General features: G+C 36.8%; 13 protein-coding genes. 1 reads left to right on the plus strand and 12 read right to left on the minus strand.

The window, feature by feature from the left end; translation table 11 throughout:
• Positions 1-207: 207 nt before the first annotated feature.
• From DS031_RS13590 to DS031_RS13625, 8 genes are all read right to left on the minus strand, one after another.
• A complete protein-coding gene (locus tag DS031_RS13590; RefSeq protein ID WP_113806614.1) occupies positions 208-603 on the minus strand; it encodes a cytidine deaminase in 396 nt (131 codons plus the stop codon).
• A 24-nt stretch (positions 604-627) separates the two neighbouring features.
• The gene (locus DS031_RS13595; protein WP_113806615.1) at positions 628-795 is read right to left on the minus strand and encodes a XapX domain-containing protein; all 168 of its coding nucleotides are present in this window, start codon (positions 793-795) and stop codon (positions 628-630) included.
• A 42-nt stretch (positions 796-837) separates the two neighbouring features.
• The gene (deoC, locus tag DS031_RS13600; protein ID WP_113806616.1) at positions 838-1,509 is read right to left on the minus strand and encodes a deoxyribose-phosphate aldolase; all 672 of its coding nucleotides are present in this window, start codon (positions 1,507-1,509) and stop codon (positions 838-840) included.
• 42 nt (positions 1,510-1,551) lie between these two features.
• The gene (locus DS031_RS13605; protein ID WP_113806617.1) at positions 1,552-2,853 is read right to left on the minus strand and encodes a pyrimidine-nucleoside phosphorylase; all 1,302 of its coding nucleotides are present in this window, start codon (positions 2,851-2,853) and stop codon (positions 1,552-1,554) included.
• Positions 2,854-3,414: 561 nt separating this feature from the next.
• Positions 3,415-3,774, minus strand: a complete 360-nt coding sequence (locus tag DS031_RS13610) for a MerR family transcriptional regulator (RefSeq protein ID WP_425451968.1) — start codon at positions 3,772-3,774, stop codon at positions 3,415-3,417.
• 8 nt (positions 3,775-3,782) lie between these two features.
• Positions 3,783-4,511, minus strand: coding sequence for an exonuclease domain-containing protein (locus DS031_RS13615; RefSeq protein WP_113806619.1), 729 nt, complete (start codon positions 4,509-4,511; stop codon positions 3,783-3,785).
• Between the two features lie 3 nt (positions 4,512-4,514).
• Positions 4,515-5,495 (minus strand): DUF294 nucleotidyltransferase-like domain-containing protein, encoded by a 981-nt coding sequence (locus DS031_RS13620; protein WP_113806620.1) that lies wholly within the window; start codon positions 5,493-5,495, stop codon positions 4,515-4,517.
• Positions 5,496-5,522: 27 nt separating this feature from the next.
• The gene (locus DS031_RS13625; RefSeq protein WP_113806621.1) at positions 5,523-6,836 is read right to left on the minus strand and encodes an ammonium transporter; all 1,314 of its coding nucleotides are present in this window, start codon (positions 6,834-6,836) and stop codon (positions 5,523-5,525) included.
• A 258-nt stretch (positions 6,837-7,094) separates the two neighbouring features.
• On the opposite strand from DS031_RS13625, the gene DS031_RS13630 reads away from it, so the two are divergent.
• Positions 7,095-8,099 carry a TIGR00341 family protein gene (locus DS031_RS13630; protein WP_113806622.1) on the plus strand — a complete coding sequence of 335 codons (1,005 nt, stop codon included), beginning with the start codon at positions 7,095-7,097 and terminating at the stop codon, positions 8,097-8,099.
• A 61-nt stretch (positions 8,100-8,160) separates the two neighbouring features.
• On the opposite strand, the gene DS031_RS13635 is transcribed toward DS031_RS13630, so the two are convergent.
• From DS031_RS13635 to nirB, 4 genes are all read right to left on the minus strand, one after another.
• Positions 8,161-10,290: an RNA degradosome polyphosphate kinase gene (locus DS031_RS13635; protein WP_142675776.1), complete on the minus strand. Its 2,130-nt coding sequence runs from the start codon at positions 10,288-10,290 to the stop codon at positions 8,161-8,163.
• A 302-nt stretch (positions 10,291-10,592) separates the two neighbouring features.
• On the minus strand, positions 10,593-12,731 hold the full coding sequence (nasC, locus tag DS031_RS13640; RefSeq protein ID WP_113806623.1) for an assimilatory nitrate reductase catalytic subunit NasC: 2,139 nt from the start codon (positions 12,729-12,731) through the stop codon (positions 10,593-10,595).
• Between the two features lie 46 nt (positions 12,732-12,777).
• A complete protein-coding gene (gene nirD / locus DS031_RS13645; RefSeq protein ID WP_245947415.1) occupies positions 12,778-13,095 on the minus strand; it encodes a nitrite reductase small subunit NirD in 318 nt (105 codons plus the stop codon).
• Between the two features lie 21 nt (positions 13,096-13,116).
• The gene (gene nirB / locus DS031_RS13650; protein ID WP_113806624.1) at positions 13,117-15,525 is read right to left on the minus strand and encodes a nitrite reductase large subunit NirB; all 2,409 of its coding nucleotides are present in this window, start codon (positions 15,523-15,525) and stop codon (positions 13,117-13,119) included.
• Positions 15,526-15,612 lie beyond the last annotated feature (87 nt).

Here is a 15,612-nt window from a genome sequence, read left to right on the forward strand (position 1 = left end):
TACTATTTGTATGTATGAAAAAAGCAGAAATGAACGAAATAAGATTATCAGTGAAATTAATCCTTATCCCCCTTCCACTCTTTTCTTTTTCCGCGAGTTTTTTAGACCTTTCCGTTCATTGGCAAGTAAACATACTGCTCATATAGCTAAAAAAACGTTACTGCTCTAGTTAGAGCAGTAACGTTTTTAATTACATATCCTGTTTTTTTAGTTTAAATCTTCAGGTGAGAAGGCCCCAGGAAGCAATTCCTTTACGGAAATTTCTTGTATATTGTCTTTTAAGTTCGTTAAAATCACTTTCATCTCTGGATCACAAAGCTCAGAGATAACTTGACGGCACGCGCCGCACGGAGGTACCGGTCGCTCTGTATCAGCAACAACTACAAGCAGCTCATATTTTCGATCTCCTTCAGAATGCGCCTTAAATAATGCTGTTCTCTCCGCGCAGTTGCATAAGCTGTATGCCGCATTTTCGATATTACAACCATGATAAACTTTTCCATCCTCTGTTAATAAAGCAGCTCCCACCTTAAACTTCGAATAAGGAGCATAAGCCCTTTCACGCGCTTTTTTTGCTTCTTCAATAAGCTTTGTTTGGTTCATTATTTTCACCTCTTTAAAAGACTTCTAGAAGAATAATTTATACATCCAACTTGCAAATAAACTGCCTAAATAAACACCAAAAATCCCCATTACTCCAGCTAATACAGGCGGTGCAGGAATTGGAAGGCGTAAGACTTTAAAAACAATCCCAATAACAATACCGGCAAGGATACTTAATAAAATTTCTTTCATTTTCTCTCCCTCATCTTTTCAGTCGATATTTATATATATGTCTTAGTAATCCGAATCAGCAACTTCACCTTTTACAATTTTAATACCGGCACTTGCACCGATACGCGTTGCGCCAGCTTCAATCATGGCATGAGCATCTTCACGACTTCGTACACCGCCTGAAGCTTTTACACCAATATCCGGTCCAACTGTCTTTCGCATTAAGGCGATATCTTCTGCCGTAGCTCCACCTGTAGAGAATCCTGTTGATGTTTTAACAAAGTCAGCTCCTGCCCGTACAGATAATTCACAGGCGCGAACTTTTTCTTCTTCGGTTAATAAGCATGTTTCAATAATAACTTTTACAAGCGCCTTTCCTTTTGCAGCTTCTACTACAGCTGTAATATCACGCTCAACAAGCTCATTGTTTTGATCTTTTAAAGCCCCAATATTTAATACCATATCAATTTCTGCTGCGCCGTTTTCAATCGCATTTTTCGTTTCAAATGCCTTCACTTCCGGAGTTGAGGCACCTAACGGAAAACCAATAACTGTACAAACCTTTACATCTGTATCTTTTAATACATCATAAGCAGTTTTTACCCAAGTTGGGTTTACACAAACAGACGCAAAATTGTATTCTTTTGCTTCCTCTGATAATGTAATAATTTGTTCTTTTGTTACTTCTGGTTTTAATAATGTATGGTCAATCATTTTCGCAACGTTTTCGTTCATTATAAACACCCTTCCAATTTTCACTATTTAACATTTTAAAAATTACTGAATATGATCATAAATTAATGTAGGAATTTTCACTTTATCTTGAGTAATTGTGTAAGACTCGTAAATTCTTTCAATTACATCTTCTACCTCTTCTTTATTACTGTGAATCGTTACAAGCGGCTCGCCTTTTTTTACACTGTCGCCAATTTTTTTATGAAGAACTAGACCTACCGCTAAATCTATTTCAGATTCTTTCGTGGCACGCCCTGCACCTAATATCATGGCAGCTGTACCAATGTCATTGGCAACAATTTCAGAAACAATGCCATCTTCTTTCGCTTCTACCTCAAATGTATATTTTGCTGTAGGAAGGTTTAAAGGATTATCAACAACAGATGCATCACCGCCCTGTGCTTCTAAAAACTGCTTAAACTTTTCAAGCGCCTTACCGCTTGAAATAGCTTCTTCAAGCATTTTACGAGCTTCCTCAACGCTTGAAGACTTTTCAGCTAAATAAACCATCTGACTTCCTAATACAAGACATAATTCTTGGAGATCATTCGGTCCTTGTCCTTTTAACGTGTCAATCGCTTCTTTTACTTCCAGCGCATTCCCAATTGCAAACCCAAGCGGTTGATTCATATCTGAAATAATTGCCATTGTTTTACGCCCAAGATTATTTCCAATTTCAACCATCGATCTTGCAAGCTCTTTTGAGTCTTCAAGCTTCTTCATAAACGCGCCGCTGCCTGTTTTTACATCTAATACAATTGCATCAGCACCAGCAGCAATTTTCTTACTCATAATTGAACTTGCAATCATCGGAATAGATTCAACAGTCGCTGTGACATCACGTAAACCGTACAATTTTTTATCCGCAGGTGTTAAGTTGCCGCTTTGTCCAATAACTGCCACTTTATTTCTATTTACAAGCTCATTAAATTCGTTGTTATCGATTTCTACATGAAAGCCCGGAACAGCTTCAAGCTTATCAATTGTCCCACCGGTATGACCTAAGCCGCGTCCAGACATTTTTGCAACTGGAACACCTACCGCTGCTACGAGCGGTGCTAATACTAATGTGGTTGTATCTCCTACTCCACCAGTACTATGCTTGTCTACTTTAATACCTTCGATTTCTGATAAATCGATTTGATCTCCTGATTCAACCATGGCCATTGTTAAATTCGCACGCTCGTCAGGCGTCATATCACGGAAGAAAACCGCCATTGCAAAAGCTGACATTTGATAGTCAGGAATTTCCCCTTTCGTATACTCTTGAATCATAAAATTAATCTCTTGCTTGGTAAGTTCTCTGCCATCTCTTTTTTTAGCAATTAAATCAACCATTCTCATCGCTTATCACCCTTTTTATTGTATTAAACCAAACAACCTCTTATTATATTTTTTTCTCGGCACCAATCATATTTCCCTGTTCCAACGCTTTATAATCTGTATAACAACACATCATAAATTTTTTAAACGATTAAGCTCTTATAAGTAGTTTTCAGCTGAAGATTATTTTTATGAAATAAACTAAGTGCGGTAAACTATTTTTAAATATTCCAATTTGTTGTAAGATGTCAGACTTTTTAGGTGAATCTTTATTTCTAAAAAATAAACTCATGAGAATACGCTTACACTTCTGAATAAAAAAAGAGCCCTACACGCCCTACTTCTAAAGCTAGTCGTCAGACATCTAACCTTCATAATCACACTATAGCATATTTTTAAAAAAAGATGCAAGAAAAAAATTCAGCAATCTCTTACATAAGATTGCTGCTTTTATCAAAACATTAATATAGGGCGAAGAAATGTCTAATATTTTCTCTAAATAGATCCACTATTCCCTCGCCAGTTGTTTTAAAAAGAGCAGCAATACTTGAATTAAAATGAAGTACAATGAAGCATAATTCTTTATGAACCATAAATTTTTTTCTTCACTTTTACTAATAACTCACGAAGCTCAAGGTCTGAAAGATCAATTTTTAGTTTTTCCATATGATTGGGTATAATATTTTTCTCTTGTACTTTTGAATCATATACTGCTTTAATACCGGCAATATTAAGCCCTTGGTCAATATACCTTTTAATTTCAAGACAGCGCGCAATATCATTTAATGAATACACACGATGATTTCCTTTATTACGCCCTGGATTTATAAGCCCTTGTTCTTCATAATAACGAATTTGCCGTGCTGTTAAATTAGTAATTTCCTTGACCACACTAATTGGAAATAAGGCTTCATTTCTTTTAATTTCATCCAAGCAAATCACTCCTATGATTACATTTGAGCTAAACGTTCATAAACCTCACGCAAATTTTCAAACCCTAATGCTTGAATCTCTCTTAAGTAATAACACCAAAGTGCTGCTGTCATTTTCGCATCCCCTAAAGCATGATGACGATTTTCTACGTCGATTCCGCATTTTATACAACACTCTTCTAACTGGAAATCTTTTTGAACCGGATCAACAATCCTCATTAAAAAGGAGGTATCAATAATACGGTGATCAAAATTTGCCCGCATTAAGCTCCATGTCGCATGCTGCATAAATACTTGTTCATGTTTCGCGTGATGCGCAACAAGGGTATGTCCTTTTATAAATTGATAAAAACTTGTAAGCACTTCTGAAAAAGGTGGTGCCGCTCTTAATTCTTCTTCCTTAATCCCGGTTAATTCTTCTACACGTGGCGAAACTGCTGCATTTGATTGAACCAAAGAATAAAATGTATCCTCTTCTATTTTCTCACCTGTTACTTTAACAGCCCCGATAGATAAAATAGTATCCCCCTTCTGAGGATAAAAACCTGTTGTTTCAAGATCAAAGACGACGACCTTTAAATCCTTCAGAGAGAGATCTAAACTATTTTTCACTTTAATTTCTTTTTGCAGCTGTCTTAATAACGAAATATGCTGTGGATTTGATTGATCTTGAATGGATGCATACATGCTTGAATTTACCCTACCAGACAACTGCTTTATAAATTGAATCATTTGATTCATGCGCATTGGTTAACACCCTTTTTCTATTAACCTTTTGGTGTAATTATAAAGTTGAACCCCTTTTTTCAAAATCTCCTTCAGCTCTTTCTTTTGAGTTTTATTAAGATCATCAATATTTACGTAGTGAATGGCATCGTAATTATCATGTTCCCCCTGAACGAGGCGAAATTGTAATAATCTTAAAAATCCTCGCCGATAATCTTCTCGATCTGCAGGATCCATATTGCTTTCTGATAAAGCATCTAGCCTTGATAAGGTTGAAGTATTGTGGATTTTTTCTTTTAAAGCAAGAAGCCTTACTGCATTTACATAAGGAAAAAAAGCGGTTTCTTTTAGATTAACATCCCCGGTATGAACACCATGCCTCTCAACAAGAAGCTGCCCAAATACCCCAACCCCTTTTTTTACATGCATAGTATTTTTTAACATTCTTTTTAATAAGTTTGGAGATTCGGTTACCTTAAGATGAATGCATTGTTTTAACTCCGTAATATATTCATCCCTACCAATCAATCCTCTGGCATCAATAAAAATTAACAAATGACGAATGGATTCCCAGCTTTCTTGTTTCATCCACTTTTCAAGCTGCAGTTTCCAGTTTTCAAGCGATTTACACCATAACGGATTTGAAGCCATCACATTTCCATCACAAAGTTCATATCCCGCTTGGTGAAGTCCTTTTGAAATTTCTTTGCCGAGTTTAAGAAAATAATCATTTGCTGCTTCACTATTTCTTTCATAAACAATCCCATGATCTTGATCACTCCAAAGCGCCTGCTCAAACCGCCCAGCACTTCCCATTATAAAAAAAGAAAAAGGAGAGGGAGGAGTCCCCCACTCTTTTTTCATTTTCTTTAATGCAATTTGAACAACCTCATACATTAATTGATCATGCAGTTTATTAAGTGCAAAGTGATCGAATGAAACTTCTTTTATCTTTAACTCTCTAGCTTTTCGGACATCTTCATAACTATTAAAGTCCGCTACCATTTGACAGCCCCCTTAATTTTAAACGGGTTAGCTATTCACTGTACCTTGAGAAGTTCCTGGCGTTACTGACTGCTGTGCCGATGCTGATTGTTGTGGTTGAGATGTTTGCAGTAATTCAGGATAGCCATAGCTGCCGTGTTCACTTAAATCAAGCCCAATGATTTCCTCTTCTTCTGTTACACGTAAACCATTTAGAACTTTCTTCATAATTGCTAGTAGTACAAACGCTACAACGAATGCATATAAACCACTTGCAGCAACACCCATCGCTTGAACACCAAGCTGTGTGAAGCCACCGCCGTAAAATAAACCTGGTTGACCAACTGAAGCAAGTTCCGGTGTTGCAAATAAACCAGTTGATAATGTTCCCCAAATACCTGGTGTTCCATGTACTGACAAAGCAAAGATTGGATCATCGATTTTACGTTTTTCAAAAAATCTCATGCTGTAAAAGACAATAATACCTGCAACTAACCCAATTACAACAGCTGCCCATGTATCTACAAATGCACAAGATGCTGTAATGGCAACTAAACCTGCTAATGCACCATTTAACATTGTAGGAACATCTGCTTTTCCTGTTACTGCCCATGCAACTAATAATGCTGCTACTGCACCAGCGCCTGCTGCTAAATTTGTGTTTAATGCTACAAAACCGAAGAATGCATCGTCAACTGCTACTGTACTACCTGCATTAAATCCAAACCAACCTACCCATAAAACGAGTACACCTAAAGCAGTAAACACTTGGTTATGTCCTTCAATATTATTTGGAGAGCCATCTTTATTGTACTTACCGATACGAGGCTTTAAAAGAATCGTTGCTGCTAAAGCACCCATCGCACCTGTTAAGTGAACAACTGTTGAGCCTGCAAAGTCTTGTTTACCATGTTCAGCTAACCAACCGCCGCCCCAGATCCAATGTGCAATAACCGGATAAACAAAAATTGAGAATAAGACCGCAAAAATAATATAAGCTGATAATTTAGCACGTTCTGCAAAACCACCAAATGCAATAGTTAATGAAATTCCTGCAAAAGCAAGTTGGAATAAAAAGAATACTGAACCAGAAAGCCCTAATCCTTCAATTTCATAACCTGAATAGAAAAAGTCCGTTAATCCAAAAAGAGCATTTCCTTCACCAAAGATCAAACCATATCCGACTGCCCAAAAGACTAATGATGCAATACCAAATGTGAAAATAGTTTTACCAGCAATATGGCCGGCATTTTTCATACGAGTTGATCCTGCCTCCAGTAAAATAAAGCCACCTAACATTAAAATAACAAGGACCGCTGCTACCATTACCCAAAGACTATTCATTAAAAACATCGGATCCATCATAACCTCTCCTTTCAATTTTACAACCTTCACTTATTTGCCTTATCGATTGGTGTAAAGTTAATTAACATCTTGTGTTATTTATATTTTTACATGGGACGACCTTTCCAAACAACAACTATGTAATATAATCTTACGTACTTTATAAATCCACCAATCTCTTATCTGTTTTACATAAGGAAAGAAGGATTTTTTATTAGGAAAGACTATTGAATGAACATTTTAAAGATGGCGAAACTATTGGAGAGGTGAGAGAAGATGGACTTACAGTTAATTGAAGCTTATGTTCCAAAACGGCATTTTGAGAAAGTTGATCAATCTCTTCAAGACCTTTCTCACGTTTCTTATTGGAGTACAAACGAATCGAAAGAACGGATGCTCATACGCATTTTAGTTCATACAAAACATACGGAAGAAACATTGAATTTTCTTGAAAAGGTCTCAAATGTAATAGATGGTTTTGAAGTGATGCTTATCCCTGTTCAAACGTATATCACAAGAAAAAATGAGGAGAAAAAAGAAGAAGAAAAAAAGCAAAAAGATAAGCACTTTCTTCGCGCAAGCCGGCAGGAGTTATATGAAACAATTTTAAGGTCAAGTAAAATTAACTTAAATTACACGCTTCTCGTTATTTTATCCGCGCTCGTTGTCATTGTTGGTTTTATGAAAAACAGCCCAGCTGTTGTCATTGGAGCAATGGTGATCGCCCCAATGCTTGGTCCAGTTATTTCCATTGCCTTTGCCTCTATATTAGGAGATTATCACGTGCTATGGCGTTCTTTTCTAACTTTACACTTTGGAATTGCCCTTGTATTTTTTATTTCACTTTGCTTTGGTTATTTTTATATTCCTCTTGACAGCACTGAATTTGCCGCAAGAACACAAGTTGACTTTACAGATGTTATCCTTGCGCTAGCATCAGGTGCTGCTGGGGCACTATCTATTTTAAATCGTCTTCCCGGAGCTCTTGTCGGAGTCATGGTAGCTGTTGCTCTTTTACCGCCCATTGTTGTTCTCGGTATGACAACAGGCGGTCTAATGTGGGATAAAGCGCTTGGAGCACTTCTTTTGCTGCTTGTTAACATTAATTCGATACTTTTATCTGCCATCGCAGTGTTTTCCTTAAGCGGCATTCGTCCTTTAAAATGGGAAGAAATGCAGCGGGCTTATACATCACGACGTCTTTCCATCTTTTTTGTTAGTTTAATTATTTTATTTTTAATCATCGTGATTACAATTAGTCAAAGACTAAACCTTATTTGAGACCGCTGTCTAAGCAGCTTTCCAACACATAAAAGCCACCGCTCTAGTCGGTGACTTTATTTTATTCCTCATCTTCTGAAACTTGATATGTTAAATAAAACAACTCCATTTGACTGTTAATAACCCGCTCTCCTTTTTCACGGTTCACATAATGATAACTTCCTTGTTCATCCTGTTCTCTCGCTTTTACATTATCACTAAGAATAATGCCAAGATCACGTTTAATTTTCCCCTTAATGACCGGATCAAAAATAGGAAATAAAATTTCAACACGTCGTTCAATATTACGAGTCATCCAATCTGCGGAGGATAAATATGTTTTTTGTTCCCCATTATGATAAAAGTAAAACACTCGAGTATGTTCAAGATAACGAGCTACAATACTTCGCACACGAATATTTTCACTTACTCCTTTAATACCAGGGCGCAAGCAGCAAATTCCCCGTACAATTAAATCAATTTGCACACCTGCGCGTGATGCTTCATAAAGCTTCTGAATAATTGGCTTGTGTGTAACAGAATTCATTTTCGCAATAATACGGCCATTTCCATATTGTTGATGATATAAAATTTCTTGATTAATTAATTCAATAAATTTTTCACCTACATCAAAAGGAGAAATAGCAAGATGTTCAAACACAGGTTTCTTACTATAACCGCTTAAATAATTAAAAAAGTTTGTTGCGTCAATTCCAAACTTACGATTTGCCGTTAGCAATCCCATATCCGTATAAAAATTCGCTGTAATATCATTATAATTGCCAGTACCTAAGTGTACAAACCTTTCAATTCTTCCTTGTTTCCTTCGGACAATAAGCGTAATTTTACTATGTGTTTTTAAATGAGTCATTCCGTATATAACATGACAGCCTGCCTTTTCAAGTTCCTTTGCCCACTGAACATTATTTTCTTCGTCAAAACGCGCTTTTAATTCCACAAGCACTGTTACCTGCTTTCCTTTTTCAGCTGCATTCTTTAATGATTTAATAATAGGGGAATCTCCACTTACCCGATATAATGTTTGTTTAATCGCTAATACATCTGAATCTTCAGAAGCTTTCGTTACAAAATCTACCACAGATTGAAATGATTCATAGGGATGATGAAGAAGAACATCCTTTTGTGCAATCACATCAAACATATCTTCATTATCGTTTAAATCTTTTGAAGGTTGAGGGATAAGGGCTCCATATACAAGATGCTCATTTCCATCGGCCATTTTGTTATAAAATTTACCTAAAAAAGTTAAATCAAGCGGGCCGTTAATCCAATAAACATCTTTTTCATGTATTTCTAACTCTTTTAATAAAAAGTTGAGGATTTCTTTATCCATGCTATTTTTTTGAACTTCAAGGCGAACTGCTGCGCCCCATTTCCGTTTTTTAAGCTCTTTTTCAATTTCTTTTAATAAATCACGTGCCCCCTCTTCATGAATGGTAAGATCTGCATTTCTTGTAATCCGAAATTGAGAAACCGAAATAACTTCCAGTCCTTTAAACAATTTATGAATAAAGTGGGCAATAACATCCTCAAGAAAAATAATCTGACGTTCACCCTCTACAGCAGATAATTCAATAAAACGATCGAGTACTGCTGGCACTTGTACAATAGCAATGTGGTATGTTTCATATTCATCTTGATCTTTTTTTCGGAGTAAAATTGCTAAATTCAAACTTTTATTAAGGAGCATCGGGAATGGATGATACGCATCTACTGCCATCGGAGTTAAAACAGGAAAGATTTGTTCATCAAATACCTTTTCAATGTAATGATCGACTTTTGAATCCAACTCTTCCATCTTCACAAACCGAATCTTTTCTTGTTCTAGCTCAGGAAGAAGTTTATCTATTAATGTGTTATACTGCATCTCTACAAGCTCATGATTAATCGTAGAAATTTTCACAAGCTGCTCTTTCGGTGTTAAACCTGCTTTATTTTCTGGTTTATTGAAACCTGCTTTCACCTGATCCTTTAACCCTGCAACACGAACCATAAAGAATTCATCCAAATTCGAACTAAAAATACTAAGAAACTTCAAACGCTCTAATAGAGGATTTTGATTATCGATCGCTTCTTCCAACACGCGTTTATTGAAAGCCAACCAGCTTAGCTCTCTATTATTATAATAAGCGGGATTATTCAAATCATCTACCTGAATTATTTTTGATTCGTTTAAGCTTGTTTGTACCACATGAACTCATCCCTTTAATTTAAAATTGGCTGCTAACTAATCAAAACATTACTATATTTCATAGTAAAAATAAATAACCTGTCTCACAATACTTCCATATTTTATGTATGTATAATTGGGGGGATAAAGGGTGACAATATATAATTTTCTATTACCTTCCTCAATCTTTATGAATAGCTTATTACAGCTTTATTAGCTTTATATTAATTTTTTGTTAAGATCTTATAAAAAACGAATGATTCATAAAAAAGAACCCTACCATCATTTAGGCGGGCTTTAAAGAAAAATACGTATAGAACTGCTTAATTTAATGTTAAATCGACTAATGGTGAAATAGTTACCGCACACACTTTAAATCCAGGCATCTTACAAGTAGGATCAAGTTCTTCACTTGTAAGTCTGTTCACACACTGGTTATCTCCCCAATGAAAAGGAACAAAAACCGTATCTTCACGAATAGATTCTGTAAATTTACTTCTTACAACAATACTGCCGCGTATTGATTCCACTTTCACCAATGCTTTATCTTTCACTTTAAATTTCTTTGCAGTGTTCGGATGAATCTCAACAAATGCTTCAATATTCCGCGCTTCAAGTGTTGGACTGCGTCGTGTTTGAACTCCTGTTAAATAGTGAGACATAACACGACCTGTTGTTAAATTTAAAGGATATTCTTCATTGGCGTGTTCTTTCGGTACATAATTTTCAACAGGGATAATAACACCTTTTCCATCTTTATGAGCAAATGACTCCTCAAAAATTCTCCCTTTCCCTTCCTCTTCAACACTTGGGCAAGGCCAATAAACACCGTTATTCCTTAACTTTTCGTAGGTAATTCCGTAATAATCGGCGATACCACCACGGCTTGCAAGCCTTAATTCATTAAAGATTTCTTCGGAAGATTCATATGAAAAATACTTTTCTTTCCCCAACACCCGTGCAATCTCACACAATATTTCCCAATCATGTTTCACTTCATTAGAACGAGGTTTTGCAGCTTCACGCAGCGTCACTCGGCCTTCCAAGTTTGTCATTGTTCCTGTATTTTCTAAATAAGAAGAAGTCGGTAAAATTAAATCCGCATATTTTCCTGTCTCTGATAAAAATAAATCAACAACAACTAAGCATTTTAATTTCTTCATTGCTTCTTCAACAAAAAGAGCATTCGGATTTGAAACAACAGGATTAGAACCCAATACTAACATGGCTGTAATTTCACCTTCATGGATTTTTTCCATCATTTCATATGCAGATACACCTTTACGCGGGAGTTCGCTCTCTGGAATTCCCCATATATCCGCAATATAATGACGATGTTCTATATTTTCAATGGAACGATATCCCGGTAATTGATCAGCTTTTTGACCATGCTCTCTTCCACCTTGACCATTCCCTTGACCTGTAATCGCCCCATAACCGCTGCCAATTTTCCCAATTTTCCCTGTAACTAACAGCATATTCAACAGATTTCTTACAGTCATATAGCCATCGGTTTGCTGCTCAACTCCGCGAGCTGTAAAGATCATACCTGAGCCCGCTTTCCCATATTCTTGTGCAGCTTTTTGAATAAGAGTAAGTGAAACACCTGTTAATGCTTCAATTTCCTTAAGATCAATTGCTTCAAGGTGTGTCTTTAATTCATCAAAACCATTCGTACGTGTTTCAATAAAAGCTTGATCAACATATCCTTCTTCTACAACGGTTTTTAGCATTCCATTTATTAGTGACGCGTCCATGCCCGGTCTTACTTTAAGGTGAAGATCAGCCATCTTCGTTGTCGCTGTTTCTCTTGGATCAATCGCAATAATATACGCGCCATTTTCTTTCGCTTTCTGAAAGTACGGCATAATTGTCGGCTGACATTCAGCAATATTTGTTCCGGCTAAAATAATACATTTAGAATATGGAATTTCTGACAGCTTATTTGTCAACCCACGATCCATTCCAAACGCTTGATTTGCTGCCGTGGCCGCAGCAGACATACAGAACCTTCCATTATAATCAATGTATTTCGTTTTCAGTCCAACTCTTGCAAACTTCCCTAGTAAGTAAGCTTCTTCATTTGTAAGAGAACCTCCGCCATATACTGATAATGCATTTAATCCATCTTCATGTTGTATGGCTGTAAAACGTTCCTTAATGAATTGAAGCGCATCTTCCCAAGAAACAGGTACAAATTCGCCATTTTTTTTCATAAGCGGCTGAGTAATTCGTTCTTTATTAACAGCATGTTGGTGGGCATTCATCCCTTTAATACAAAGCCGCCCCTCCGATGTTGGATTGTTCTTTGGGACAACCTTAAACCTTTTTCGTTCAACAACGCGCTGTTCAATCAATTCCATCTTACACTGCATGCTGCAGTAAGGACATTGAGTATGATAGACTTTTTCAGAACCTACTGCTTGCTGTTTCGTACGAAAATGTTTTAATAAATCACTCATTGTCTCACCTTTTCTATTTGTAAAGGAAGTACCAAAGGCACTTCCTTTATAGACTGATAAACACTTTATTATCTTCGACTTCTACTTTATATGTTTTAACACACCCTACGTCAGGTGCTTGAACTTTACCATCCTTCGTACAAATTTTCCAATCATGAAGCGGACAGAAAACATTCTCTCCACTGACAATCCCTTGTGCTAATACCCCACCTTTGTGCGGGCAGCGATTTTCAATCGCCCGCACTTCATCATTTGATAATCGGAATAATGCAATATCATGTTCACCAATTTTCACGGTTTTACCAAGCTTTTTTGGTAAGCTGTCAAGCTTTGCAACCTCAACTCGTTTCATCACTTTAGCCATTATAATCGCTTCCCCCTCAGCTTACTGATTAATTGTTTCAAATAATTTTTGTTGTTTCTCTTTGCTTTCTACCGCTTCTCTCCAAGGATCTTTTCGTGTAGACAATGTCACTTCCATACGCTCTACAAGTTCTGCACGCTGTTCTTTATCAAATATTACTTCACGAACATGCTCTAACCCAACTCGCTCTAACCATTTAGATGTACGCTCTAAATAATCAGCTGTTTCACGATAGTATTGTAAATAAGCACTACACATTTCAATTACTTCTTCATCTGTTTTTACCGTGCACAGTAAGTCGCCGCCGCGTAAATCTGTACCGCCGTTACCACCAACATAAAGCTCCCATCCACCGTCAACACCAACAACACCAAAGTCTTTAATACCAGACTCTGCACAGTTACGAGGACAAGCAGATGCACTCATTTTTACTTTATGGGGAGTATTTAGAAACTCAAATTTCTTTTCTAATTTAATACCAAGGCCTGTAGAATCTTGAGTTCCAAAGCGGCAGAACTGTTCCCCAACACATGTTTTTACAGTACGAAGTGATTTTCCATAAGCTGAACCAGAGTTCATCCCAAGATCTGCCCATACGCTAGGAAGATCTTCCTTCTTAATTCCTAATAGGTCAATACGTTGTCCACCTGTTAATTTAATCATTGGTACATTATATTTATCAGCCACATTGGCAATTGTTCTTAAATCGTCTGCATTCGTTACTCCTCCATACATACGAGGAACAACTGAATACGTCCCGTCTTTTTGAATATTGGCATGCATACGTTCATTTACAAAGCGTGATTCTTCTTCATCTTCATATTTCGTTGGATGAATCATACCAAGGTAATAGTTTAAAGCAGGACGACATTTCGAACATCCTTCTTCATTTTTCCAGCCAAGAACATTCATAACTTCTTTCGTAAACGTTAAATCTTTTTCCCTAATCTCTGCCACAACTTCTTCTCTTGTTAAATCTGTACAGCCACAGATTGATTCCTTTTGAGATGCCGCATCAAACGCATCACCTAATGTATATTCAAGAAGATCAGCAACAAGTGGTTTACATCCCCCACATGAACGAGAAGCACTTGTACAATCTTTCACCTGATCAACAGTTGTTAGTCCTTCATTTTGAATGGCTTCAATAATTGCACCTTTTGTTACACCGTTACATCCACACACATTTTCTGAATTAGCCATTGCAATAACAGGACTTTCGGCTTTTGCCTCTCCAGGAGCTTGCAGAATAGAGACACGGTCCATACCAGAAATATCTTTTTGTTCATTAATCATGCTGAGAAGTCGCGGCCCGTCACTTGTATCTCCAAATAACACGCCACCGATGATTTTGTTGTCACGAACTACAACCTTTTTATAAACTCCTTCAAAATCATCAAATACTTTAATCGTTTTTGTTGTTTCATCTTCACCAAATTGCCCTGCTGAAAACACATCAACACCAGAAACCTTTAATTGTGTAGAAAGAATAGATCCTTCATATTTTGGACCATCAATCCCTAAAATCTTCTGTGCTAGTGCTTTTCCTTGATCGTAAAGCGGCGCAACAAGACCATATACAATTTCACGGTGTTCCGCACATTCCCCAACTGCATAGACATGTGGTGTCTCTGTTTCCATATAGTCATTAACTACAATTCCGCGGTTTACAGTGATTCCACTGTCCTGCGCAAGCTGAACATTCGGACGAATTCCAACTGCCATTACTATTAAGTCAGCTTCTACCTCAGTACCATCTTTAAAGCGTAAACCTGTTACACGATCTTCACCAAGTATTTCTGCTGATTGCTTCTCGAGCAAGAAGTTCATCCCTTGTTTTTTAAGCTCTTCTTCAAGCATTTTAGAAGCTGTACGATCGAGCTGGCGTTCCATAATCGCATCCATAATATGGACAACGTCAACTTTCATGCCAAGGTTTAACAATCCGCGTGCAGCTTCAAGTCCAAGTAATCCGCCGCCAATAACGACTGCTTTTGGATATTTCTTTGAAGCATCAAGCATCGTTTCACAGTCTTTAATATCACGGAATGCTGTTACACCTTTTTTATCAGCACCCGGAAGCGGAAGAATAAATGGGTTTGATCCTGTTGCAAGAATTACATCATCATATTCTACTTCTCTATCTTTGTTTGTATATAAAACCTTTTTCTCAGAATCTATTTTTGTAACAGTTTCACCTGTATATAATGTAATATTATTCTCTTTATACCAATTCCAATCATTAATAACGATATCATCGATGGATGTATCACCTTGTAAAACCGTTGATAACAAAATCCGGTTATAATTCGGATGAGGCTCACTTCCAAAAATTGTTATTTCGAATGCCTCTTTGTCAATTTTTAAGATCTCCTCAATACAGCGAACTCCAGCCATTCCATTTCCAACAAGTACAAGTTTTCTCTTCACACTAATACCTCCAAAGTATTGACTGTTTTTTTCTGACTTTTTCTATGTAGCAATTATGCCATTTATTTTTTCAGCTGTCTTATATCA

This window comes from Bacillus taeanensis (genome assembly GCF_003318295.1).
Taxonomy (GTDB): Bacteria; Bacillota; Bacilli; order Bacillales; family UBA6769; genus Maribacillus; species Maribacillus taeanensis.

Coding starts and splice junctions, on each gene's coding strand:
- DS031_RS13590 (WP_113806614.1), bottom strand. CDS start 603: ATGAACCAAACAAAGCTTATTGAAGAAGCAAAAAAAGCGCGTGAAAGG.
- DS031_RS13595 (WP_113806615.1), bottom strand. CDS start 795: ATGAAAGAAATTTTATTAAGTATCCTTGCCGGTATTGTTATTGGGATT.
- deoC (WP_113806616.1), bottom strand. CDS start 1,509: ATGAACGAAAACGTTGCGAAAATGATTGACCATACATTATTAAAACCA.
- DS031_RS13605 (WP_113806617.1), bottom strand. CDS start 2,853: ATGAGAATGGTTGATTTAATTGCTAAAAAAAGAGATGGCAGAGAACTT.
- DS031_RS13615 (WP_113806619.1), bottom strand. CDS start 4,511: ATGCGCATGAATCAAATGATTCAATTTATAAAGCAGTTGTCTGGTAGG.
- DS031_RS13620 (WP_113806620.1), bottom strand. CDS start 5,495: ATGGTAGCGGACTTTAATAGTTATGAAGATGTCCGAAAAGCTAGAGAG.
- DS031_RS13625 (WP_113806621.1), bottom strand. CDS start 6,836: ATGGATCCGATGTTTTTAATGAATAGTCTTTGGGTAATGGTAGCAGCG.
- DS031_RS13630 (WP_113806622.1), top strand. CDS start 7,095: ATGGACTTACAGTTAATTGAAGCTTATGTTCCAAAACGGCATTTTGAG.
- nasC (WP_113806623.1), bottom strand. CDS start 12,731: ATGAGTGATTTATTAAAACATTTTCGTACGAAACAGCAAGCAGTAGGT.
- nirD (WP_245947415.1), bottom strand. CDS start 13,095: ATGGCTAAAGTGATGAAACGAGTTGAGGTTGCAAAGCTTGACAGCTTA.